The organism is Allobosea sp. GW821-FHT10B12 (assembly GCF_059415545.1).
Genome location: NZ_JBWKNL010000005.1, coordinates 493629 through 517537, shown reverse-complemented (window position 1 = coordinate 517537; position 23909 = coordinate 493629). Strand labels below are relative to the sequence as shown.

Genomic DNA, 23909 nt, shown 5'->3' with positions numbered 1-23909 from the left:
ACGACCGGACAGTCGGACGTGCCGACTGAAACGCCCGACACCGTCCAGGCGGCCGAGCGCCCGGTGCTCGAGGTCGCGGGGCTGACGACCCGCTTCGAGATCCGTTCCGGCCTGCTCTCCTCGGTCAAGGGCCGGGTGCACGCGGTCGAGAACGTCTCCTTCAGCCTGAAGGCGGGCGAGACCCTGGCGCTGGTCGGCGAATCCGGCTGCGGCAAGTCGACGACCGGCCGCTCGGTTCTGCGGCTGGTCGAGCCGCTCTCCGGCTCGGTGCTGCTCGACGGCGTCGATGTGCTCAAGCTGGGCCAGGGCGACTTGCGCGAGCAGCGCAAGCGCATGCAGATGATCTTCCAGGATCCGTTCGCCTCGCTGAACCCGCGCATGAATGTCGGGGCGGCGATCGCCGAGCCGCTGCTGATCAACAACCTCGCCAGCCGGTCCGAGGCGCGCGACAAGGTCGCCGACCTCTTGAAGCGCGTCGGCCTGCTGCCGGAGATGGCGAACCGCTTCCCGCACGAGTTCTCCGGTGGCCAGCGCCAGCGCATCTGCATCGCCCGCGCGCTCGCGGTCGAGCCGCGCCTGATCGTGGCGGACGAGGCGGTCTCGGCGCTCGACGTCTCGGTCAAGGCGCAGGTGGTCAACCTGATGCTCGACCTGCAGGCGCGCATGGGCCTCGGCTATCTCTTCATCTCGCACGACATGGCGGTGGTCGAGCGCGTCAGCCACCGCGTCGCGGTGATGTATCTCGGCGAGATCGTCGAGATCGGGCCGCGCGAGGCGATCTTCGGCAATCCGCAGCACCCCTACACCAAGCGGCTGCTGGCGGCGGTGCCGATCGCCGATCCCGCCCGGCGGCTGCAGAAGCGCCCTGTCTCGAACGACGAGATCAAGAGCCCGATCCGCCCGGCCGACTACGTCCCGCCGGTGCGCCAGTACCGCGAGGTCTCGCCAGGACACGCCGTCATGATCTGGGGCGAGGAATGGGAAACAAAGCCCGTCATCGCCAAGGTGGCGTGAGAAAGGCCGTCTGATCTTACACTCATGAGGCCGCGAGAATGTCTCGCGGCCTCATGAGTGTATCGAGTTGAAAAGTAATAAGCCGGCAAATTGAAGTAGTGGAGCGCTAGGGATTTATCACGGCGCCTTGCGGTCGCTCGCTTAGCCCTCTCGATCAGCCTCCCTTGTCGGGCGCCGAGCCGCTATTGACACAAGCTGCTGGAGTACTAGCATTTGCTGCAGCGGGAGAGATCGTTTCGGCTTTCGGGCCGACGCGACGCCGACGGAGCAACCGCCCCGGAAACTCTCAGGCAAAAGTACCGCTGCCGAAGATTGAGACTCTGAAAAGCAGGACGGCAGTCCTGCGCCGATGGTGAAAATCGCCTGCCCAATGACTGGGCGCGATGAAGCTCTCAGGCCAATGACAGAGGGGGTGCTGACGACCCGCATGGAGCGGGCAGGAGCACCTATGAGCACATCCGACATCTCGCGCGTCGCCGTCATCGGCGCGGGCATTACCGGCATCACCACCGCCTACAATCTGGCCCGGCGCGGCTGCGAGGTCACGGTCTTCGACCGCCAGCCCTACGCCGCGATGGAAACTTCCTTCGCCAATGGCGGCCAGCTCTCGGCCTCGAATGCCGAGGTCTGGAACAGCTGGGCCACGGTCCTGAAGGGCATCAAGTGGATGTTCACGCCAGGGGCCCCGCTGCTCGTCAATCCCAAGCCGTCCTGGCACAAGCTGTCCTGGATGGCGCAGTTCATCGCCTCGATCCCGAAATATGAGGAGAACACGCTCACCACCGCGCGGCTGGCGATCGAGGCTAGGGCCCATCTCATGCAGATGGCGCGCGAAGAGGGCATTGCCTTCGACTGCGAGGAGCGCGGGATCTTGCATTTCTACCACGGCAAGGCCGAGTTCGAGGCGGCGGCGCGGGTCTCGACGCTGCTCGCCAGGGGAGGGCTCGAGCGCCGGGCCGTCACGCCGGAGGAAATCCGGGGGATCGAGCCGGCCCTGAAGGGCGAGTTCCACGGCGGCTTCTACACCCCGTCCGATTTCACCGGCGACATCCACAAATTCACGGCCGGTCTGGCCGACGCCTGCGTGCGGCGGGGTGTGCGGATGCGCCTGTCAAGCGAGGTTCTGTCGATTGAGCACGACGCTGCCGATGCCGTGCGGGTGAGCTGGAAGCCGGTGGAGGAGACCGGGGAGGCCGGCGCGCAGGTCGACCGGTTCGACCGTATCGTCATCTGCGGCGGCGTCGCGTCGCGCCAGCTCGCTGCCCGTCTCGGCGATCACGTCAATGTCTACCCCGTCAAAGGGTATTCGATCACAGTCGATCTCCCCGAAGCTTCCGACCAGCAGGCCGCGCCGTGGACCAGCCTGCTGGATGACCGGGCGAAGATCGTCACCAGCCGATTGGGAGCGACCCGCTTTCGCGTGGCGGGCACCGCCGAGTTCAACGGCTACAACAAGGACATCCGGGCGGCGCGGATCGAGCCGCTGGTGCAATGGTGCCGCCAGCACTTCCCCGGGATGAGCACGCGCCAGGTCACGCCCTGGGCCGGCTTGCGCCCGATGATGCCCGACATGCTCCCGCGGGTCGCGCGCGGGCGAAATCCGCGCGTATTCTACAACACCGGGCACGGCCATCTCGGCTGGACATTGTCGGCGGCGACGGCCGATGCCGTTGCGGCGCTGGTTACCGCGCGGCGGAACGTCGCCTGAACGGGTCTCCGAAGCCGGGCGGGCTGGCGCTGCTGCGTCCAGGCCCGCCCGGTTTCCAGGGGCAGCACCATGCTGTTGCAGGAGAGAAGCGCGAGCCCAGGACGGCCGATTGCTGCTTCGATACGCGCTTCTCATTCGATGATATCACCTCCGCGGGGAGCGGCGGTTTCGTGCGCTGGTCTCCGCCCTGTTTTCCATCTGCTTCGTCAGCCCGCGCCATGAACTCAACCCCGACACCCGACAACGGTATCGCCGTCGTCCCCGGCGACGCCGCCGGGCCGATCGTCGTCCTCACCGAGCCCCTGAGCTTCTGGGGCGGCGTCGATCCGGCGACGGGCATGGTCATCGACGTGCACCACCCCTCGCACGGCGTCTCGCTCGCCGGTGCGATCGTGTTGATGCCGACGAGCCGGGGTTCCTGCTCGGGTTCGGGCGTGCTGCTCGAACTCGCCCTTTCGGGACGAAATCCGGCTGCGCTGGTCTTTGCCGGCGCGGAGGACACGCTGACGCTCGGGGCGATCGTCGCTTTGGAAATGTTCGGGCACCGCATCCCGGTCGTGCGCCTTGCGGAGGAAGCCTTCACCGTGCTGTCCCGCGTGAAGGAGGCGACGATCGCCCCGGGCGCGATATCGGCTGATGGCGGGCACGTCCGGATACCTCTTTCCACGGCGGCCCATGGCGGGCTGCAGCTGTCTCCCGCCGATCGCCGCAAGCTGGATGGAAGCGAAGGGGTCGCCGTCCAGCAGGCGATGCGCATCGTCTGCGCCATGGCGAGCCAGCAAGGGGCGACTGAGCTGGTCGACGTGACACGAGGGCATGTCGACGGCTGCATCTATGCCGGCCCGGCCAATCTGGTCTTTGCCGAGCGAATGGAGGAGCTGGGCGCGCGCGCTCGCATCCCCACGACGATGAATGCGATCTCCGTCGATCACGCGAACTGGCGCCGCCAGGGCGTCGCGCCAGCGTTCGGCGAGCCTGCGGCGCGCCTTGCCGACGCCTATGTCCGCATGGGCTGCCAGGCGAGCTTCACCTGCGCGCCTTATGCCCTGCCGGATCCGCCGGGTTTCGGCGAGGCGATCGGCTGGTCGGAGTCGAATGCGGTGATCTTCGCCAATTCGGTGCTCGGCGCCCGGACCGCGAAGCATCCGGACTTTCTGGATTTCTGCATCGCCGTCACCGGCCGCGCTCCGCTGGCCGGGGCCTTTCTCGACGAGGGGCGGCGCGCACGGCGAACGGTATGCGTGGAGGTGCCGGCGGGCGCGGACAGCTCGGCCTGGCCGTTGATCGGCTATCTCGTCGGCTTGGCCTCGCCCGACCGGATTCCGCTGATCACCGGCCTGGCGACCATGCGGCCGACGCTGGACGATCTCAAGGCGCTCTGTGCCGCCTTCGGTACGACCTCAGCCGCGGCCATGCTGCACATCGAAGGCATCACGCCAGAGGCGGAGAGCCTCGGTGGCAATCCCGAAGACGATGTCGTCGTCACGCGCGCGGATCTCGCGGCCGGCTGGCGCAAGCTGAATGACGGGCCAGCGGATGTCGATCTTGTCGCCATCGGCAGCCCTCACGCTTCCCTCGATGAATGTCGGGCCGTCGCAGAGCGGCTCGGCGGCCGATCTATCGCTGGAGATCTCTCCGTCATCATCACGGCCGGTAGGGCGGTCGTAGCGGCAGCGCAGGCCGATGGAACGATGGCGAAGCTTCGGCAAAGCGGTGTCGAGGTCATCCCCGATCTCTGCTGGTGCTCGATTACGCGCCCGGTTTTCCCCGAGAGGGCGAAGGTGGTCCTGACCAATTCCGGCAAGTATGCCCATTACGGGCCAGGACTTTCGGGCTGCATCGTAAGGCTCGGGACGTTCGAGAACTGCATTGCGGCCGCGCTGACGGGTTCCTCGCCTGCCCGGCTTCCCGGCTGGCTCTCCTGAGATCTCATCGCCACCAGCACCGGTCGCAATGAAAAGGCGACCTGCGTTGGCTCATTCCGTCGAGTCGAAATCGTCCTCCCTGGCATGCAGCAGCGCGGCCAGCGTGTGCAGGCCGATATCGAGCTGCTCCATCGTCGGCGTTGCCAGCGCCAGCCTAACCGCGTTCGGCGCATGGCCGGGCGTCACCGTAAAGGTGCTCGACGGGGTTAGCGCGATGTCGCGCCGTACGGCGGCGGCAACGAAGCTTTGCGAGCGCCAATAGGCCGGCAGCGTCAGCCACAGATGATAGCAATTCCTGTTGGCCTGGATCTCGAAACCGGAGAGGCGCTCGGCTGCGAGCTCCTGACGCGCGCGGGCGTCAAGGCGCTTCAGCCTCGCGAGCTCGGCGATGGTGCCGTCGCTCATCATCCGCTGCGCGGCCGCCGGGCGCGCTGTTCCGAGCGGTCACGCGCTATCTCAATCAGCGCGCCGTCATCGCGGACCTGCGTGAGTTCGACGAGCAGGCGCTGCACGCCATCGGCATCACCAGAAGCCAGATCGAGGCGGCCGTGCGCGGCCGCATCCCGCGCGTCGGCCGGGGGAGGTTGTGATGACAGCGCGCACTGCGCGCGGCGGCGTCGCCCTCCTGGCGCAGCACGCACTGACCGGAATGATCACAACGACTCGGCAATCTTCCAGCCGACATAGCCGAGCAGGGCGAACCAGCTCAGCGTGACGGCGGCGATCGCGGTGCCGAGGAGCGCACTCACGAGCCTGTCGCCCGAGTGGCTGTCTTCGGCGATGTCGACGACGATATCGGGCAGTTGCGGGCTCAGCTGCCTTGCAGCCGAGCGTCCAGCGCCATGCTCGCCGATCCGGCGAGCCGACGCTGGCTGCAGCACCGAGCCCTGGATGCCGGCCTGCGCAGCTGTGATCGGGCTGTGCCATTGCGCTAGCCCCCGGAGCGCAGCGGCGTGTCGCGAAGACGTGGTGGGAGAAGCCTCGTACTTTGACGATATCCGGCGCCCGAGCTTGATCATCGGGCGTTCGATAGCCCGATAGACGAACCAGGACAGCAGCAGGGTCGCGCCGGTGCAGACCAGCATGGTGGCGATGTCGCCGAGCTGTCCGGTCAAGGGCCGGACGCCATAGACGGCAGCGTTGACCGTCCCGTGGAACAGGTACATTGAATAGCTGATCAGTCCCATCCGCGCGAGGAGGGCTGACCGCGGTTGGTTCAGTCCGATGGCTGCGAGGAAGACCGCGAGGGCGAGGACATAGGCACTCAGGACGGGCCTCAGCCCCTCCATGATGAAGTTGTCGCCGCGCGCCAGTGAGACTTGCGAGACCGAGAGCAGCGCCGCGAACTGTGCCAGTGCGAGGACAAGCGCCGCGAGGCACGCGCCCCGCATCCGCTCGATGAGCCAGAGCCGCAACAGCAGGCCCAGGAGCAGGAAAGACAGATGCATGCCGAGATACTGGATCGGCAGGTTGACGACGCCGCGCATGCGCAACTGGACCGGTATTGCCGTCGCGGCGATCAGGGCCAGGCTGAGGGCGAGCAGGATGCCGACATGCCTCAGGCGGCCTGCGAAAAACAGCAGCGCGACGAGGATGTAGAAGAGCAATTCGATGAACAGAGTCCAGTGGACCGGAGAGAGCCAGGGCTGGCCGAAGAGCGGTGGCGCCATGGTCAGGTTGGCCAGCACGGTCGCCATCCTCGGCATATCCCCGGAGAACCAGCCCATCGTCGCGAGCACCGCCAGCACCAGCCAGAAGGCAGGGTAGAGCCGGAACAGCCGCGAGATGGCGAAATGCCTGAGCGGCCGTTCGCCATCGATACTGAACGGCACGACGAAACCGCTGATCAGGAAGAACAGCGCCACGCCGAACCGGCCGAGGCTCAGATTCTGGACGACCGACTGGGCGAGTGTGCTCATCGGCCCGGTCGCGGCGGGAGCCTGCCTGAGCAGATCGCCGAACATGTGCTCGACCATCACGGCCAGCGCCGCGATCGCGCGCAAGGCATCGAGATTGGCATAGCGCTGCCGGGGCGCGCCCGGGCTCATCGCGCCAGCAGCCCCAGTGCGCGCCGGGTTGCCGCGTCGAAGCCCGGACCGGTCTCGTTCTCGGCGAGCGCGAAGCCGCCGGCCCCCGCATAGGTCCAGCACGCCCAGGCGAAGCCGTGCGCCTCGGCGAGTTCGCGCATGTCGCGCAGCCAGCGCTCGCGCGCAGCCGACCCCTCGGGTGAGCGGAGATAGGGCGTCCTGTGGACTCCAAACTCGCCAAGCAGGACGGCGTGCGCAGGTAGGCCCTGTGCGTTGCGCCAGGCGTTCACCTGCCGGAAGGTCCGTTCGAGGGCCGAGCGATCGAAGCCGGCATAGCGCGCAAGCGTTCGCTTCGCCTGTCGTGCCTGCTCCAGCGCGGAACCATCGAGATCGAGACTGCTGATCCGCCGCCGGGTCGCTGCGATCATCGCCTTGGCGGATGCTGGCGCCGGGTAGGCGATCGCGTCCAGCGCATAGGCGGGATTGCCGCGCACACCCTGATGGGTGAACTGCCAGGGCGAGTAGTCGTGATAGGTGTAGATCAGGCGGCCATCGCCGGCGAACGGGCGCGTATCGATCGCGGCCAACGCCGCCGCGGCGTTCATTGAGCCGCCGCCCAGCACGAGCGGCAACGTTGCGGAGCCGCTACGCGCTGCACGGTAAGCGGCCTCGAGCATGGGCTGCCAGGCTGATTGCGAGACTTCCGGCTCGTTCATCAGCTCGAATGCGAGCCTTGGAGTGCCGGTGGCCGCCTTCTCCTGGACGAGTCGCTCCAGACGGGCGGCCAGGCGCTGCTGCAAGGCCAGTACCGCGCGGAAGCCGGCCGTATCGACGCCTGCGGTCAAAGCGGCCGGCCGGTAAGCCGGATTCATCGCGCTCGGATGCAGGTCGACGATCACGCCGAGACCGGCGTCGATGAGATCGCGAACCGCGCCGATGAGGCGTTCCTCGACCCCGTCGCGCGCCGCCCCGGCGAAGGCCAGGAAGGGGCCGACATCGACGGCCAAGCGGACGAAGTCGAAATCTGCGGTCCGGATCGCCTGCCGCTGCGCCTGATCGAAGCGAAAGCGCGGGCCCGAGAAGGGCGCATCGCCATAGGAGCCGTCGGTCTCGACCTCTGCCCAGCCCCATGCGTGCGAGACGCCGATGCCACGGCGGAACAGCGGGAGGTCTCCGCCGGGCTCGCCCGCGGCTCGCAGCTCTCCGAAGGAGGCGAGCGTCGCGAGACCGGCGATCCCGCCGATGACGGAACGGCGGCTGGTCACGACGCCATCCCCCAATCGCCGTCCGGCCCAGGATAGCGCGCCGTCAGGGCGCCATCGAGGATGCTCATGTCGTCCCGGCCAGCAAAGGGGGCGGCCAGGCCTTGCAGCGAGGTCTCGCGAAGCGCGGGATCGATCGTTCGCGACGGCACGAAGCGAACATCGCTCCAGCCCTCCGCTTCGAAGCCGCGCACATAGTCGGCAGGGCGTTGCCGGTTCGGCTGCCCGGGAAACCGGAACATCCGGTAGACCGGTTCGGGATAGCGATAGATGTTGTTCGGGTCGCGCTCGCGGATCCAGCGCGAATGCGTCTGCAGATCGATGATGTGGACGCTCTCGCAGCCGGGCCGGGCGACCCGTGTCAGGCCGGCAATGGCCTGCGCAGGGCTGTCGTAATGCTCGAAGGCGGCACAGCTGACGATCAGGTCGAAACTCCGCCTTCCGGCAAGGCGGGCGATGTCGAAATCGCGCCCGACGGCATAGCCGAATTCACGTACGCCAGCGGTACGGGCGATGGTCCGGGCACGCTCCCGATCGGCTTTCCGGCCTTCGGGGAAACGATCGAGCAGCCGGTCATAGAAGGCCGGGTCCTCGCCGCCGGCGAGATCGAAGGCATCGATGGCGTGATAGGATCGCGCGCCGAGCGCGAGAAAGAGCACGCCATTGCCGCGCGATGCGCCGGGGCTGAGCTCGAGCACGTCGCGGCCGCGCAGATCGAACCCTGGCGACAGGAAGCGACGCAGCGAGGCGAAGATGTCGAGGAGATAGGCGATCTTCCCTTCTTCATCCGCTTTCGCCACACCATTCGGCGTGGTGTAGCCGTGCAGCTTGCTCTTGCCCCAGGCGAGGCCGAGGAAGCCGAGGCCGAGGATAGTCATTTCGAGATTGCGCAGCGCAGGCGTCATCATCGGCCTCCGAACTCGACTCGTGTGCCGAGACCGGCACCGTCGCGACGCACGCTGCCCCGCCGCCAGTCGAGGAGCGCGCTCTCGTAGACGTCCATTGTGCGCTCGACGATCGCGCCCCAGCCGAAGGAGTCGAGGACCTTGGCGGCGCGCTCCGCGTCTTCGGCAGCGTTGGGCGCCGTGAGCTTCAACCGGATCGCGTCCGTGAGCGCCTCGACTTCAGCCAGGGGGAAATAGCTGTCCCGTCCGAGATCGAGCGCGAGATTCGCATCGATGTCGCTCGCAAGGCAGGGCGCTCCGTGGCTGAGGGCCTCGAGCAGCACCATCGGCATGCCCTCATGGCTCGACGGCAGAACGAAGAGAGCCGCATGGCGATAGAGCTGGGACAGCGCTTCGCCGCGCTGGAAGCCCGCCATCACCACGCCGGGCGTCGCCGCGGCCGCCGCCTCGACCTCGCGCTGATAGCGTCCGGCGTGATCGGCCGTGCCGGCGATGACGAGCTTGAGGCCGGGATCGTCCAGGCGCGCGAAAGCCCTGATCAGGTCTAGATGCCGCTTCTCCTCGACGATCCTGCCGACACTCAGGACATAGCGGCCCGGCATGACCTGGATGCGGTCGAGATAGGCGGCATCCAGCTTCGGGAACGGGTTCTCGACGCCATTCGGGATGAAGATCGCGCCGACGCTGAACTTGCGGCGGACGCTGTCGGCGATCGCCTTCGACACGCCGATATTGGCATGGGAGAACAGCATCCCCATCGCTTCGCCGGCCCGCAGAATGGATTTGGCGAGCGGGCCCCATTTCTGGCGCTCGTAGTCGAAGCCGTGATGTGTCACCACGACATGGAGGCCGAGCAGGCGGGCGAGCGGGGTCAGCAAGGCGGGCCCGATCGCGTGGATATGCACGAGGTCCGGATTGCGTCCGGCGGCGACGAACAGGCCGAGCGCCGTATGTGCCAGCGCCTCGAAGCTGCGCGAGCGCGGCGCCCAGACCGGCGTGACGGTGACGCCCTTCCAGCTATAGGGCCGCTGCGAAGGCAGGTAGGGCGCGCGGCCGAGCACCTCGACCCGCCAGCCGCGCTCTGCAAGGCGCACCGAGATCGCCGCGACATGAGTTTCGACCCCGCCCTGAATTTCGGGCACGCCGCGCAAGCCGACGAAGATCACGGTTCGCTTTGGCGGCTTTGCGCCGATCGGCGGTATCAGCGTGTACATCAGCTGAGCGCCTCATAGAGAGCCGCGGTGCGGTCGCGGTATCGGTCGGGCGAGAACTCCCGGCCGACCCAATCGCGGCCGGCAGCGCCCAGCCCGGCGCGGGCAGCGGGTGAAAGGCTCGCAAGCGTCGCGAGCGTGTCGGCCAACATGGCGACATCGCCCGGTTCCACCAGGAGCCCTGTCTCACCATTCGCGATCAGTTCCGGAATGCCGCCGATCCGCGTGCCGATGACCGGGCGCCCGAGCGCGTAGGCTTCGAGGACGCTGACGGGCGCGTTCTCGTACCATTCGGACGGGAGGACCAGCGCGCGCGCCTCGCCGATCAGCCGCTTCAGTTCTGGCTTCTCGAGATGGCCGGTGAAGGCGACATCGGCCCCCAGTTCCAGCGCGAGCTTGCGCAAGGCCGGTTCTTCGGGGCCGCTACCTGCCAGGACCAGCCGTTGGCGCGACAGCGCGGCGGCGCGCATCAGCGTGGCCAGCCCCTTCTCCGGCGCGAGGCGTCCCGCATATACGACATAGTCACCCTCGTGCGAGGCGGGCGAATACTGGCTCGCATCGATGCAGTTCGGAATGTAGGCGATGCGGCTTGCGTCCCAGCCCCACTCGACCAGCTTGTCGCGGTAGAAGCGGCTTGGGGCGATCAGGCGGTCGATCGTGTCGCGATAAAGCCCGAAGCTGCGATGGACCAGCGTCTCCAGAAGGACGAGCCCGCTCACTACGGCCGACTCCTTGACGCAGCGACGGAGCAGGACGTTGTGAATCCGGCCGCCATGGCAGCGCTCGCAGACGCGGCCTTGGCTCAGCATCTTGTAGGCCGGGCAGGCGACCTTTAGATCGTGGGCCGTCATCACCAGCGGCACGCCCTCGGCCTTGAGGGCGCCGAAGATCGACGGCGAGATATGGTGGTAGACATTGTGGGCGTGCGCCACCCTCGGCGGAGCCCTACCGATCAGGGCACGGATCTTCCGCCGTGCCTCCAGCGAGAAGATGACCTTGGCGGCCTGCCTGGCCTTGGTGATCGGGCCGACCGCCTCTCCATATTCGATCTCGTCGACGAAATAGTCGGACCAGGGGCTCGGCAGATTGGCGGGATGCCGCATCGCGAAGGGCACGACCTCCCAGCCCGCTTTCGCGAATAGGTCGATATGGTCGAGGAAGACACTCTCGGCGCCGCCGCGTCGATAGAAGTAGTTGTTGATGGCCAGGAGCCGTTGGGCGCGCGTCATTTCGCCTGCTCCCGCAGCCCCATGCGGTCCAGCGCCGCATCGACGGTCAGGACGTGGCAGCCGCGCGTGAGCGCATATCCGACGAGCAGCCGGAAGCCGGGCGGCGTGCAGCCATAGGGTGTCGGCCTCGGCGAAATGTCGTGCGTGAAGAAGATCAGCCAGCCGGGGGCGGCGATCAGCGCATCGATCCAGCGGGCCAACCCCAGCACATGCTGCTGCGGCTGCCGGATTTCGACCGCGCGCAGGAAGGTCGGGTCGGTAGGGCCGCGATTGATCCCCTCTCCGCCGGCCCGGCAGGTGCGAAAGGTGCGGGCGAGAAGCGCCCGCTTGCCCAGGGAGCCACTGTTGTAGGGATAGGCGAAGTTGCGCCGGCCCGGCCGCGGATCGATCGCGTCGAGATAGTGTGCATTGCGGGCGAGGTCCTCGACGAGAGCATCGCCGTCGATATGCCGCAGGTCGCGGTGCGCATGAGTGTGGCAGCCGATCTCGTGGCCGCGGGCCGCGAGCTCCCTGCAGCCCGCCGGATCGATCAAGGTTCGGCCCGTCTCGAGCCGCCCCGCCAAGCCGCCGGAGATGTAGAACGTGCCGCGCGCGCCGTCTGCTTCGAGGATCGCGGCGCCGATATCGAGGGCGGAGGCTGGCACGTCGTCGAAAGTGAAGGAGACGATCGGCTCCTGCGTCGGAACCTGCATGACTTGCCACGGCGCAGCCCGGAGCAGCCGGTTCTCGATACGGCCGGCGAAGCGGTCGATCAGGGTCGGCAGGCGGGCGATACGATCCGGCGGAGCTGGAAGCCAGGCGGCGCTAGACATGGGCCGGCTCCATGTCGCGGCGATGGTTTGCCGGCTCTTTGATCTCGTGCGCGTTTGCCTGCAGATGGAGGCCGAAGATCGCGACGACCAGCATGAACCAGATCAGGCTGCCCGACTGGAAGAACAGGCTCTCGACGCAGGCGACCAGGATCCCGTAGAGCCAGATCCGCACGAAGAAACGGGTCAGCGCCGGATCATTCGCGGTCGCCTCGGCCCGGGCGATGTCGCGCAATGGCAGCCAGACGAGCAGAACCAATGTCAGGACGAGGCCGGGAAGGCCTGTAGTGATCGCCATGTCGAGATAGGCGTTATGGCCGTTGAAGGCGGCGAACGCCCAGCTCGTCGCCGCGCCGCCCTTGTGGACCATCGCGTCGGTCTGCCAGAATAGCTGGAAGCCATAGCCGGTCAGCGGGTTGTCCATGGCGGCCACGGCGCCGATCTTCCAGATGTCGGTGCGATTGGTGAAGCTCGGGTCGAGGCCGAGCTGGACGACCAGTTCGCGCATGGCGGGCGAGACCGCGCAGCCGATTGTCAGGACGTTGACGGCGGCGATCCCCAGCACGACCATCGGCATCCGCATGGCGCGCCAGTGTTCGAAGATCCAGGCGATGGCGAGAATGCCGGGCAGGGCCATGGCGGCGGATTTTCCGCCGGTGCGGGTCAGGAACACGACTGCCAGCACCACTATCACCCCGCCGACGAGCCGGCGGCCGGTGCTGAACAGATAGAGCCCGGCGAAGCTGATGATCACCATCGCTGCGGCCGCGACGTTCTTGTGCGCGAAATGGCCGCGCCAGAGCCCGGCATTCATTGCCTCGCGGACCTCGCTGGTCTGGTGGATCGCGCGCTGCGGCATCAGCGCGACGCCGAGATAGGCCAGTCCCAGAGCCCCGAGGCAGCAGATGGCGAGCATGCCGGCAAACTGGCGTTCGGAACGCGGCAGCAGCAGCAGGATGCTGCCATTCACGATGGTGAGCGTCGCCAGGAAGACGCGCTTGAGCGCCAGGTCGGGTTGCGCCGATAACGCCGAGACGAGCGCGAACCAGAGCAGCAGCACGATCAGGAGCCCGCGCGGGCGCGCGACCAGATGGCGCGCGGGCGAATAGAAGACCGACACCCACAGGGCCGCCGTCAGGCAGAGATAGATGATCTGGTTGGTCGTGTTCGACTTGCCCGTGGCTGCATTGCTCGTGTCGGCAGCAGACAGGTCGATGAACGGCGTCAGCGTGACCAGGTAGAACAGCAGGGTTGCAATGAAGAGCAGCGCTCCGGCGCTACCGGCTGTCGAGCTGCCGCGCATATCGTTCGCCTGTGTCATGGGGCTGCGCTCCTGCCGGGTCGGACATCGCGGAGATAGCCGAAGGCGATGAGCAGGCTCGCCGAGAGAAGCAGTCCGAGCGCCATGCCCGCCGCGGCCGCGACGAGCGGACGGGGCGGCCAGGTCGAACGCGACGGAACGGCCGCGGCCGTGATCACGCGGACATCCGTCGCGTCGATCTGCTGCCGCTGGGCGGCCTCGCCCGCGCGGGTGAGGAAGGTCTGGTAGAGCGCGGTCTTGGCGCTCGCCTCGCGTTCGAGTTCGCGCAGCTTCACCTGGGCCTGGTCGTCGACGGAGACGCTGCCGCGTAGTGTCTGCGTCTCGCCGGTCAATGCCTCGAGCGCCTTCCTGGCTTGATCCATCTCGATCCGGGCCGTGCGCCGAAGCCGCTCGGTCTCGGCCTTGACCGCCTTGGCCAAGGCATCGGCCTCGGTCAGCACGCTCGTCAGTGAAGGGTGGCGCGGACCCAGAGTCTTGGAGAGCACCGCGATCTGCCGGCGCAGGGCGGCCTCGTCGGCGAGCAGCCCGGCCAGGGTTTGAGACTGGACGCCGCCGCCTTGCGCGCCATGCTGCGTGACCGCGCGCGAGACCTCGTTGTAGCGCGCTTCCGCCTCGGCCAGCCGGGCCCTGGCATCGGTCAGCTTTGTGCTCATCCGCTCCAGGGCTTCCGCGCTGAGCAGTTGCCGCGAGGCGCCCTGCTGCAGGCCGTTGGCGCGGCGAAAGGCCTCGACCCGGTCCTCGGCCTCGGTCGCTGCGGCCTTGATCTCGCCGAGCCGGGCGCTCAGCCCCTGCGCCGCCCGTGCGACCCGCTCTGCGTCGGCTCGCACGACTTCCTCGCGGAATGTCTCCGCGACAGCGTTCGCGAGCCGTGCCGACAGGGCCGCCTCGCTCGCCCAGACCGATAGCGACACGACATAGGACCGCTCCTGACGGGAAACCGTGATGCGCCTGGCAAGCACAGCGGCGAGATCGGAGGCGTCGCCGGATCGTTGTTGATCGAAAGCGCCCAGTAAGCCGAACAGTGGGGATTTGCCGGTGAATTCCGGATCGGTCTTCAGGGCGAACTCGTCGACGACCCGGCGCAGGACGTTGCCAGAGGAGATCATTCTCATCTTGCTCTCGACATCCAGAATCTGGCTGTCGCTCTGGATATTCGTCGCGTAGAGGTCGTTCGGAGCGATCAGCAGGTTGGAGGGGGCTATGGTCAGCTCCGTCGTCGCGGTGAAGCGCGGCGTCAGCAGAAATGTGACGCCGACAGCCGCAACAGTGCCGATGAGTGCTGCAATCGGCATCCAAAACCAGCCGTGCTGCAGCCAGCCAAGAACCTGGGTCGCACTGATCGCGCGGATCGGCGCGGGCGCCAGATCGATGGCTCGTGGATAAGGAACATCATCCTCGCGCCGCATCTTGCTGTTGTCGGTGGTGAGGTACATGGCGTCCTGCGTCAGTGGGGGTGCGCGGTTGCCTCGGACGGCACGGAGCTCCCTGCGGGCCTTGCGGGGCGAGTTCCGAGAGTCGGGGAGACAGGTCGCCGCGGTTTTGCGTGACGGGAGCGGCCGATAACGCGCGTGTTCGCTGGCGAGCCTGCGTCATCTGGCGCGTTGAAGATCGGAACAAGGCTGGCGGCGGCGATCGTGGGCATGTCTCTCCCCGTATCCGCGACTTGTCTGCTTGATTGCAATTACAGGTTGAGTAACTACATTCCACTGAGAAAATACAACCTATGGTAGTTTCTGTAATTAAGTGTTAACCTTACCGGGCAAGGAGGTGCCAAGAGTGTGCGGAGGGCCGCTAATAGTTTAGTAAGTTCAGAATTGCGGCTTATGCCAGAATATAAGCCGCTTCACTCAATTGTCGAAAACAAACTATAAGTATATCTGAAATACTAGAGTCAAATCGTGGCTCGACCGAGGAATATAACTGAATTCAGGTGTGGGGTGTCTTTTGATTGGGTGGGCTCTTGCATGATCTCGGCGGGATAATCCGGCGCGCTCGCCCGATTCTCTCCAGCTATTTGCTGTCGAGCGGGTCCTTGGCGTCGGCTGCAATGTCACAGCTCGTGACCTTCGCCATTCTGGCGCGCTCGCTCGGACCGGCCGAGTTCGGCCTGTTCGTGCAGATTTCAGCCGTGACCGCGGTTGCGGTTCAGGTCTGTGGCTTAGGAGCCTCCGACTGCCTGCTTCGCAAGGTTTCGCGCGAGCCCGAAAGCTATCCGAACCTGCTCGGTCACAATCTTCTTCTCATCGGCTTGAGCGGAGCGGCTCTCGTCATCGGTGGCGTCGCGGCTATGTCGGCCTGGGGGCGCCTGAGTTCAGGTCCTTCTGTCGAGCTGTCGACCCTGGCGTTGCTGTTCTTTGGCAATGTCGTTCTGGTCCGAGCGATCCTTCTCTTCGAAACCGTGTTTCTCGGCCTCGGCCAGGTTCATGCGGCCAATCGCGCGGTCGTCGGTTTTGCTTTCATGCGCATGGCGACCGCTGCTCTCGCCTGCATGGTGTTCCAGGTCTCGAGCCTGTCGGAATGGGCGCTCTGGCAATGCGGCGGGAATCTTCTCTACGCCCTGATCGGAGCCGTATGGATCGCGCCTCTCGGGCGGCCCAGGCTCACGATCCTTCCCGAGCAACTGCGAGCCGGCCTCCTGTTCTGCTCGCAATTCGTCGGGCGTGCCGTCCGCTCGAATGTCGACCTGCTGGTCATCGGCCTGTTCACCTCGATCGAGACGGTCGGGAGCTACGGCCTCGCCAGGCGGATCATGGACAGCAGCTATCTCGCGATCGATGCCTTCAACCGGCTGCTCTATCCACGCCTGGCGCGCGAGAGTCGCGACGGCCTGCATCTCGCTTTGGCGACGACCAAACGGGCGCTGATCGCGGCGCTCGCCCTTGGCGCCGTGACCTCCCTCATCCTGTTCGTCCTGGCGCCGAGGCTTCCAGCCTTGTTCGGCCGCGACTATCACGATCTGCCGTTCTTCGTGCGCTGCCTTTCCGGCACCATTGTCCTTGTCGGCGCCTGGGCGGCCGCGATCGACCTTCTGGGTGCCTCGGGGCGGCAGGATGCGCGGGCCTGGATCCTGAACGGCGCCAATCTGCTGGGCAGCGTCGTCATCGCGGTGGCCACCTGGTTCGCCGCGCCGATCGGCACCTTCATTGCGCTCTATGCGATCGAGGGCGCCATTGTCGTGGCAGCCTGGCTGGTGCTGCTTCGCTTTGCGCGATGCAGCCGTCTGCAAGCGGCGGAAACCACGCGGGTGGGGCCCGTACCCTCATGATCCGTCACTGACGATCCGGCTCTCTATCCAGGCCTCCGGGGCCTTCCTCCCCTGGAGGAAGCCGAGCGGCAAGGCGGCGGCGTGGAACAGCCAGGCGACGACCGCATACAAGCCGAGCGAAAGGCTGCGCTGCCGCAGGCTCATCAGGCCGATGACGGCGGCCGTCACGACCGCATCGATCAAGAGCCCCAGAGCCGGGCTCGGTAGTGCGAAGGGCAGCACGATCATCGCGATCAGCCAGAGATAGACGATGGCCCAGAGCTTCAGCTCCGGCAGCTCCTGAACCAGCCGCCGCCATTGCGGCTTCCCCAGCGCCGCGCGCAGCAGCTCGCCGATCCCACGCAAATAGCCCGATTTCCAGCGCCGCAGGAGCAGTGTGTAGGCGTTGAGTGCGTGGCCGAAATGGCTGACGAAAGGGTGGTTGAGGCGATGCAGGGTCCAGCCGCGCGCCCGCAATCTCAGGCCGAGGTCGAATTCCTCGTAACCGTGCAGATTGCGATCCGACAGATATCCGGCTTGCTCGATCGCCGCCCTGCGATAGAGGCCGCCGCCATTCATCCGGTCGATCGCGCCCGTCCGGTTCTCCGGCGAGACCCGGCGCCCGCGCCGGATATATTCGAGGCTGGTGTCGTTCATCTCCTCGACATGGCCGGTCACGCCGGCGACGCGGGGATTGGACGAGAGATAGGCGAGTGCTTCCGGCAGGAAGCCGGGATCGAGCAGCATGTCACCGTCCATCAGGCAGATGAACGGCTCGCGGCTGTACTGGAAACCGAGTTGCGGGCCGATGCCGCAGCTCGGGAGGATGGCCGGTTCGAGCTGGACGACACGGACGGGGTAGGTCGCAGCGATGGCGAGCGTGCGGTCGCGCGAGCCGCCATCGGCGACGATGATCTCGCCGCCGATGGCGTCGAGCGCCACCAGGACACTCTCGATGGCCGCGCCGATCCTTACCTCCTCGTTGAGCGTCTTGAGGATGACCGAGACCGCCATCGCACCCGCCTCAGTGGAAATCGGTGAGAAGCCGGCTCCAGTCCTCGCCGGCGAGGCCGCCGACATAGACATCGCCACGCGCGACCGCGTCGTTGATCTCGGGAACCCGCGTCAGCACGAGCGCGAAGGCCCGATGGCGGAAGACGAGCCAGCGCTGCAGCGAGAGTCCGGCCATCAGGGCGGGCTGCGCGCGGCCGCGCGCATCGACATGGCCGGTGTCGTCGAGGTGGCGAAACATCGCACCGAGGACGGCGGGCTCCCGGCCAGGGAACGCCAGGACGTTGAGGACATGCGCGGTGCGTCCGGGGGCCGCATAGTAGACGAAGCAGCCGATGGTCGCTCCAGGGCGATCGACGACGGCGTGGATCGTGAAGGCGCCGAGCCGTGTGTTCTGTGCCGCCAGCGAGACCAGCCAGGAGAGCTCCGCCACGCACCACAAGGGGCGCACCGCATAGTGAGCGATGAGCTGCGGTGCATGCACGAGGAAGTCCGGAATCGACATCTCCACGACGCTCGTGCCGGGTTCCTCGACGGCCTGTTCCGGCCGTAACCGGCGCAACAGGCCGTCGAGAGGGCGCGCGAGAACGGGCAGGCCGAGGCGCTTGCCGCGCAGGAAGCGCTCGGCGAAGCGTCCGGCCAGTGCGCCGGCTGGGCGGAAGCTGCGGGTCCATTCGAGGTTCTGCACCGGGATCGGTTTGCCCCCGATCGCGAGGAGATGGTTGCAACTCGTCGGAGAAGCGCTGTCGCAAAAGGCGAAGTCGGCGCGTCTCGGCCGCAAGGCAAGGATCAGTTGCGCCGCACCGGCGGCCTCCTTGTCGGCGTCGGTCATGAAGACGCTGAGAAGCCTTCCGGGCAGGACGTCTCCGCAGGCGACGAAACGCATCGGCACGGCCAGCAGCCCACTTCGGATGCGCCCGTCGCTTTGCTCGTAGACCTGTGTGCCTAGCGTCTCGTCGTAGGAGGGAGACGCCAGGGTCAAGCTTCGCAGATAGTCCTGAAGCTCGGCGTCAGCTGGTTTATCGGCCCCTCTGAATATCTTCAGAAACAACCGCGCGATCGCGGGCACGTCGGATGGTCGCATCGGCCTGACCGCGCCTTTGCGCAAAGTGCGCTCGCCGGCGGGAGGAGGCGGCTCGAGCTGCAGCATCTAGGCCGCGGGATTCAACGTCGGGCCATGGACCGGGTTGGATGCGAGAGTGCGGCGGTCGAGCATTGTAGCCACCTCATCCAAGAACCGGAGGGCCCGAGGCTGTATCCGACTGGGATATGAACTATAGTATATACAATTTATACGTTCAAGTTGCCGAAAAGATGTAGACGCAGGCGGTCGCCCGCTCGGGGCAGCGACCGGCGAGATCTTCTTCGATAGGCAACAGCCGCCCTGCCGAGTTGAAAGGGCGGGTCTGAATCGCGAATGCCCCGCCTTGGTGCGACGCCGTCCAACAGAGGTCGGCTCATCACCGTCGCTATTCGTCGATCACCGGGCTCACGGACCGACGAGTTGCCCGCCATCGACCACGATGGTCTGAGCGGTGACCCAGCTGGCCTTGTCGGATGCGAGGAAGAGCACGACCTCGGCGACCTCTTCCGGCTTGCCCATCCGGCCAAACGGGATGTTGGCCAGCGTCGCCTGATAGAGTTCAGGATTCGACGTCTTCCGATCCTCCCAGGTGCCGCCCGGAAATTCGATCGAACCGGGCGCGACGCAATTCACCCTGATACCCTTCCGCGACAGCATCTTCGCCTGGCTCGCGGTGTAGTGCATCACGGCCGCCTTGATGGCGCCGTAAGGCGCCGAACGCGACGAGGCCCGCAGGGCCGAGATCGAGGAGATGTTCACGATCGACGAACCCGGCTTCATATGGGGAATCGCCGCGTGGCTGCCGCGGACAACCGCCATCATGTCGACATTGAGCGAGGCCGCCCAGCCCGCCTCGTCATCCGAATGGCCGAAGCCGGAGGCGTTGTTGACGAGGACGTCCACTCCGCCGAGCGCCTGCACCGCCTCGGGTAGGTAGGCCTTGATCGCGTCCGCATCGGCGAGATCGACGCTGGCCGCGTGAGCTTCGACGCCGAGCATCTCGATCTCCTGGCGCGTCGCTTCAAGCGGCCCAGCTCCCCGCGCGCAGATCGAAACGGATGCGCCAGCTGCCGCGAATCCGAGCGCGACGGAGCGCCCGATGCCGCGGCTGCCACCCGTCACGATCACGCGCTTGCCGATGAATTCCTTGGCCATGCGGGCACGTCCTTTCCGGTTGCTTGTCGGTGCCTTCTATAGCTGCGGTGGCGGGCCTGGTTTCAAGCCCCGTCGGCACGGCCCGACGCGGGTTGCCCATGCAGCCTCGGCGGGCTGGCCGTCAACCTGCCGGAGTGCTGAGCGCAGCGGCGCGCCGTCACCCTGCCCCATGCAATTCCTGCAGGTCAGGCAACCCAGGCCCGACCTCGACCGCGCCGGCACATTCGCGGAAGACCAGCAGAGGCCGAGATCGCGCGGCGCTGCCGAAGGGTAGCGTGCCGCGCTGAACAGACGGCGAGGCGCTGGGAGGAAATCACGTTGAAGCTGCCCTTGTGGGGGAGCGCCTTGAGTGCGACGCTCCTCGTGCAGGTCGTGAGTTCCTATGCCGCGGCTGCCGTTCCTCTGCTTGGCCCGATCCTGACGCAACGCTGGAACCTGCCGCCGGAAAGTATTGGCTATGTCTCCGCGACCGTTTCGATCGGCATCTGCTGGTGCCTGGCCTGCGGCGGCCCGATGCTCGACCACCACGGTCCGATCCGCACCTTGCAGCTCGGCCTGGCCTCGATCTGCCTGGGCATGGTCTTCCTGGCGCAGCCGGTCGCGGCTCTCGGCTTCATCGGTGCTCTCCTGCTCGGCCTCGGTCTGGCGCCGAATAACCCGGCCGGCAGCACAATGCTGATGCGCACGGCGCCGCCGCGGCATCGCAATCTGATCTTCTCGATCAGGCAGGCCGGTGTTCCGCTCGGCGGAGCGATCGCCGGCGTCTCGGTGGCTCCGGCCGTCGTCGGGTTGGGGTTCGCCCATACGGCCTGGTTGATCGCGGCCATCGTCGTGCTCAGCCTGCTGGCCGTCCAGCCGTTTCAGAAGCGCCTCGATATGGAGAGAGGCCCTGCGAACCGGGCGTGGGCGCGGATGTTCCTGTCGCCCTCGGCTCTGCGCCGGTCGGCCAAGGTCATCCGTGCCCACCCGTCTCTGCCGCTCCTCACCGGCATCGGCATCTCGTTTTCGATCGCCCAGGCAAGTGTCCAGGCCTTCACGGCCACCTATCTGGTGACGCAGCACGGCAAGGACCTCGCGGAGGCGGGATACTTCATAGCTGTCCTGCTTGCCGCCAGCACGCTCTCGCGGATCGTGCTGGGCTGGCTGGCGGACCGCTGGCGCCGGGGCCTGCTCTTGCTGTGTTTGCTGTCGCTTGCCGCAAGCGGCGCGCTCGTCCTGTTCGTCTGGTCGGCGGCGGGGCCGCCATGGGCCCTGTATGGCTGTGTCGCCCTCATCGGAGCGACGTCGCTGGGATGGAACGGGGTTTACATGGCCGAGCTCGCACGGCTGGCGCCGCCTTCGCAGATCGGCGACGTCACCTCCGCGGCGAACCTCTTCGGCTTCGTCGGTTCGTTCTGCGGCCCGCTCATCTTCGCGCTGCTCGCCCGCCAGACGGCGAGCTTCGACTGGCCCTATCTGCTGGTCGCGTTTCAGTTGGCGGCATGCGGCATCTTCACGTTGTGGCGCCGTGACTGGCGCTGAACCTCCTGCCGAATGCTTCGGGAATCAGGCCATCGCCTCTTCCGCGAGCCTTGCTCCGTCGCCGAACTCCCGGCCCGGGATCGAGGCCAGCAGCGCCTGCGTATAAGGGTGCTGCGGCTGGCCGAAAACCGTGCCGATCGGCCCGGCTTCCACGACCTCGCCGCTCTTCATCACCGCGACGAGATCGCAGACCTGCGCTGCGACGCGCAGGTCGTGGGTGATGAAGACGATCGACAGGCCGAGGCGCTCGCGCAATTCGGCCAGCAGCTTCAGCACCTGCGCCTGCACGGAGACGTCGAGCGCCGAGACCGGCTCGTCGGCGACCAGCACCGCTGGCTCCAGCGCCAGCGCGCGAGCAAGGCCGATGCGCTGGCGTTGGCCGCCGGAGAATTCATGCGGATAGCGTTCGGTTGAGGCCGGATCGAGCCCGACCAGGCCGAACAGCTCCTTCGCTCGGGCCAGCGCCTGCGGCCGCGCCATGCCGTGGACGATCAGTCCCTGCGCCACCGCCTCGCCGGCCTTGCGGCGCGGGTTCAGCGAGGCGAACGGGTCCTGGAACACCATCTGGATATCGCGCGTCGCCGAGCGCATCTCCTCGCGGCTCAGTTTTGCGAGATCGGTACCGTTGAGGCGGATCTCACCGCTCTCGGGATCGATCAATCGCACGAGGCAGCGCGCCAATGTCGACTTGCCCGAGCCGGATTCGCCGACGATGCCGAGCGTCGCGCCCCTGGGCAGCACCAGCGAGACGTCCTTGACCGCATGGGTGACGCGCTGGCCGCGCCCGAGGAAGCCGCCGGTGCGGTAGGTCTTCGAAATATGGCCGATCGTCATGATCGGCTCGTCGGGCAGCGCCCGCGGCGGCGGCGCCTTTAGCGGCGGCACCGCGGCAATCAGCTGGCGGGTATAGGCGTGCTGCGGGTTGCCGAGCACGGACGCGGTCTCGCCCTGCTCGACGACCTCGCCCTTGCTCATCACCGCGACCCGGTCGGCGATCTCCGCCACCACGCCGAAATCATGGGTGATGAACAGGACGGCCGTGCCCTTGCGGCGCTGCAAATCGCGGATCAGCTTGAGGATCTGCGCCTGGGTGGTGACATCGAGCGCCGTCGTCGGCTCGTCGGCGATCAGCACCTTGGGATCGAGCGCCAGCGCCATTGCGATCATGGCGCGCTGGCGTTGGCCGCCCGAGAGCTCGTGCGGATAAGCCTTGAAGGCGAGCGCCGGATCAGGGATGCGCACTTCCTCGAGCAGAGCGAGCGTGCGGGCCTTGATCTCGGCGGTCGACAACTCCGTATGCAGTTCGAACATCTCGCCGATCTGGTCGCCGATGCTGCGCAGCGGGTTGAGCGCCGTCATCGGCTCCTGGAAGATCATGGCGATCCCCGCGCCGCGCACCTTGCGCATCTCGGCCTCGCCGAGCCCACAGAGATCGCTCCCCTCGAACAGGATGCGGCCACCATCGATGGTGACGCCGCCAGGCAGGAGCCGCATGATCGCGTTGGCCGTCATCGACTTGCCGGAACCGGATTCGCCGACGACGCAGAGGATCTCGTTCGCCGCCAGCGTGAGCGAGACATTGGCCATGGCATGCGAGCGGTCGCCGCCGGCCGGCAGCTTCACGCTGACATCGTCAAGGACGAGGATCGGGCTCATCGGCTCTTCAGCCTCGGATTGAGGGCGTCGTTGAGCCCTTGCCCAACCAGCGAAACGGCGAGCACGGTGACGAGGATGGCGATGCCGGGAATGGCCGAGACATACCATTGCACCCGAAGCACGTCGCGACCGGCGCCGATCAGATTGCCCCAGGAGGCGACGTTCGGGTCGGAGAGCTTGAGGAAGGCGAGGGCGCTTTCGAGGAGGATCGCGATCGCCATCACGACGCTGGCGTAGACGATCACCGGCGGCAGCGCGTTCGGCAGGATCTCGCCGAAGATCAGCTTGATATCCTTGAGACCGAGGGTCCGGCCCGCCTGCACGAATTCGCGGTTGCGCAGCGAAAGGAACTCCGCCCGCGTCAGCCGGGCCGAGGCCGGCCAGGAGACGATGCCGATCGCGACCGTCACGGTGATGATGGTCGAGCCGAAGACCGCGACCAGCACCAGCAGCAGGAGGAAGTTCGGCAGGGTCTGGAACGCCTCGGTGACGCGCATCAGCGCGGTATCAACCCAACTGCCGTAATAGCCGGCGAGCGCGCCGATGGTGATGCCGATCATGATCGAGATCGCTGTCGCGACGCCGCCGATCAGCAGCGAGATGCGCGCGCCGTGGAAGATCTGGGCGGCGATGTCGCGGCCGGAATTGTCGGTGCCGAGCAGGAAGCGCGGATTGCTGAACGGCCAGATCAGTGGCCGCCCGGCAAGCGCCAGCGGATCGCGCGGATAGAGAAAGTCGGCGCTCGCCGCCATGGCGAGCACGAGGATGAGCAGCAAGAGGCCGATGACGGCGGCCGGGCTGCGAAAATAGAGCTTCACCAGGTCCAT

Annotated in this window: 18 protein-coding genes, 1 pseudogene and 2 riboswitches; of the genes and pseudogenes, 5 read left to right on the top strand and 14 right to left on the bottom strand. The window is 66.8% G+C overall.

The window, feature by feature from the left end:
- From AC07O0_RS20085 to lhpI, 3 genes are all read left to right on the top strand, one after another.
- A partial coding sequence (locus AC07O0_RS20085) for an ABC transporter ATP-binding protein (RefSeq protein WP_494625442.1) occupies positions 1–1014 on the top strand: 1014 nt, incomplete at its 5' end.
- Between the two features lie 212 nt (positions 1015–1226).
- Positions 1227–1326, top strand: a riboswitch (glycine riboswitch).
- Positions 1327–1429, top strand: a riboswitch (glycine riboswitch). It abuts the riboswitch before it with no gap.
- Between the two features lie 48 nt (positions 1430–1477).
- Positions 1478–2722, top strand: a complete 1245-nt coding sequence (locus tag AC07O0_RS20080) for a D-amino acid dehydrogenase (RefSeq protein ID WP_494625465.1) — start codon at positions 1478–1480, stop codon at positions 2720–2722.
- Positions 2723–2940: 218 nt separating this feature from the next.
- Positions 2941–4647, top strand: coding sequence for a cis-3-hydroxy-L-proline dehydratase (gene lhpI / locus AC07O0_RS20075; RefSeq protein WP_494625464.1), 1707 nt, complete (start codon positions 2941–2943; stop codon positions 4645–4647).
- Between the two features lie 51 nt (positions 4648–4698).
- Here lhpI and AC07O0_RS20070 read toward each other — a convergent pair.
- The 9 genes and pseudogenes from AC07O0_RS20070 to AC07O0_RS20030 all read right to left on the bottom strand — a co-directional run.
- Positions 4699–5070 (bottom strand): annotated as a pseudogene (locus AC07O0_RS20070) (aminotransferase class I/II-fold pyridoxal phosphate-dependent enzyme); the annotation flags it as partial.
- Positions 5071–5300: 230 nt separating this feature from the next.
- A complete protein-coding gene (locus AC07O0_RS20065) occupies positions 5301–6695 on the bottom strand; it encodes an acyltransferase family protein (RefSeq protein WP_494625441.1) in 1395 nt (464 codons plus the stop codon).
- A complete protein-coding gene (locus tag AC07O0_RS20060; RefSeq protein ID WP_494625440.1) occupies positions 6692–7939 on the bottom strand; it encodes a glycoside hydrolase family 5 protein in 1248 nt (415 codons plus the stop codon). The genes AC07O0_RS20065 and AC07O0_RS20060 overlap by 4 nt, the downstream gene beginning before the upstream one ends.
- A complete protein-coding gene (locus AC07O0_RS20055; protein ID WP_494625439.1) occupies positions 7936–8841 on the bottom strand; it encodes a methyltransferase domain-containing protein in 906 nt (301 codons plus the stop codon). The genes AC07O0_RS20060 and AC07O0_RS20055 overlap by 4 nt, the downstream gene beginning before the upstream one ends.
- Entirely contained in the window at positions 8841–10055 is a 1215-nt protein-coding gene (locus tag AC07O0_RS20050; RefSeq protein WP_494625438.1) for a glycosyltransferase family 4 protein, read from the bottom strand. Before AC07O0_RS20050 ends, AC07O0_RS20055 begins: the two co-directional genes overlap by 1 nt.
- Positions 10055–11281, bottom strand: a complete 1227-nt coding sequence (locus AC07O0_RS20045) for a glycosyltransferase family 4 protein (RefSeq protein ID WP_494625437.1) — start codon at positions 11279–11281, stop codon at positions 10055–10057. Before AC07O0_RS20045 ends, AC07O0_RS20050 begins: the two co-directional genes overlap by 1 nt.
- Entirely contained in the window at positions 11278–12093 is an 816-nt protein-coding gene (locus tag AC07O0_RS20040; protein WP_494625436.1) for a polysaccharide deacetylase family protein, read from the bottom strand. Before AC07O0_RS20040 ends, AC07O0_RS20045 begins: the two co-directional genes overlap by 4 nt.
- Positions 12086–13411 carry an O-antigen ligase family protein gene (locus AC07O0_RS20035; protein WP_494625435.1) on the bottom strand — a complete coding sequence of 442 codons (1326 nt, stop codon included), beginning with the start codon at positions 13409–13411 and terminating at the stop codon, positions 12086–12088. Before AC07O0_RS20035 ends, AC07O0_RS20040 begins: the two co-directional genes overlap by 8 nt.
- A complete protein-coding gene (locus tag AC07O0_RS20030; protein ID WP_494625434.1) occupies positions 13408–14844 on the bottom strand; it encodes a GumC family protein in 1437 nt (478 codons plus the stop codon). Before AC07O0_RS20030 ends, AC07O0_RS20035 begins: the two co-directional genes overlap by 4 nt.
- A 614-nt stretch (positions 14845–15458) precedes the next feature.
- Between AC07O0_RS20030 and AC07O0_RS20025 the strand changes: the two genes are divergently transcribed.
- The gene (locus AC07O0_RS20025; protein ID WP_494625433.1) at positions 15459–16676 is read left to right on the top strand and encodes a lipopolysaccharide biosynthesis protein; all 1218 of its coding nucleotides are present in this window, start codon (positions 15459–15461) and stop codon (positions 16674–16676) included.
- Here the strand turns inward: AC07O0_RS20025 and AC07O0_RS20020 are convergent.
- The 3 genes from AC07O0_RS20020 to AC07O0_RS20010 all read right to left on the bottom strand — a co-directional run bounded on the left by AC07O0_RS20020 (position 16671) and on the right by AC07O0_RS20010 (position 19905).
- Positions 16671–17669 carry a glycosyltransferase family 2 protein gene (locus AC07O0_RS20020; RefSeq protein ID WP_494625432.1) on the bottom strand — a complete coding sequence of 333 codons (999 nt, stop codon included), beginning with the start codon at positions 17667–17669 and terminating at the stop codon, positions 16671–16673. The two genes, AC07O0_RS20025 and AC07O0_RS20020, sit on opposite strands and share 6 nt — an antisense overlap.
- A 10-nt stretch (positions 17670–17679) precedes the next feature.
- Positions 17680–18816, bottom strand: coding sequence for a GNAT family N-acetyltransferase (locus tag AC07O0_RS20015; RefSeq protein WP_494625431.1), 1137 nt, complete (start codon positions 18814–18816; stop codon positions 17680–17682).
- 339 nt (positions 18817–19155) lie between these two features.
- Entirely contained in the window at positions 19156–19905 is a 750-nt protein-coding gene (locus AC07O0_RS20010; RefSeq protein ID WP_494625430.1) for an SDR family NAD(P)-dependent oxidoreductase, read from the bottom strand.
- A gap of 318 nt (positions 19906–20223) precedes the next feature.
- On the opposite strand from AC07O0_RS20010, the gene AC07O0_RS20005 reads away from it, so the two are divergent.
- Complete coding sequence (locus AC07O0_RS20005; protein ID WP_494625429.1) at positions 20224–21426, top strand: MFS transporter; 1203 nt, start codon at positions 20224–20226, stop codon at positions 21424–21426.
- A 24-nt stretch (positions 21427–21450) separates the two neighbouring features.
- Here AC07O0_RS20005 and AC07O0_RS20000 read toward each other — a convergent pair whose 3' ends face one another.
- Together AC07O0_RS20000 and AC07O0_RS19995 are read right to left on the bottom strand one after the other, a co-directional pair.
- Entirely contained in the window at positions 21451–23082 is a 1632-nt protein-coding gene (locus tag AC07O0_RS20000; RefSeq protein WP_494625428.1) for an ABC transporter ATP-binding protein, read from the bottom strand.
- A complete protein-coding gene (locus AC07O0_RS19995; RefSeq protein WP_494625427.1) occupies positions 23079–23909 on the bottom strand; it encodes an ABC transporter permease in 831 nt (276 codons plus the stop codon). The genes AC07O0_RS20000 and AC07O0_RS19995 overlap by 4 nt, the downstream gene beginning before the upstream one ends.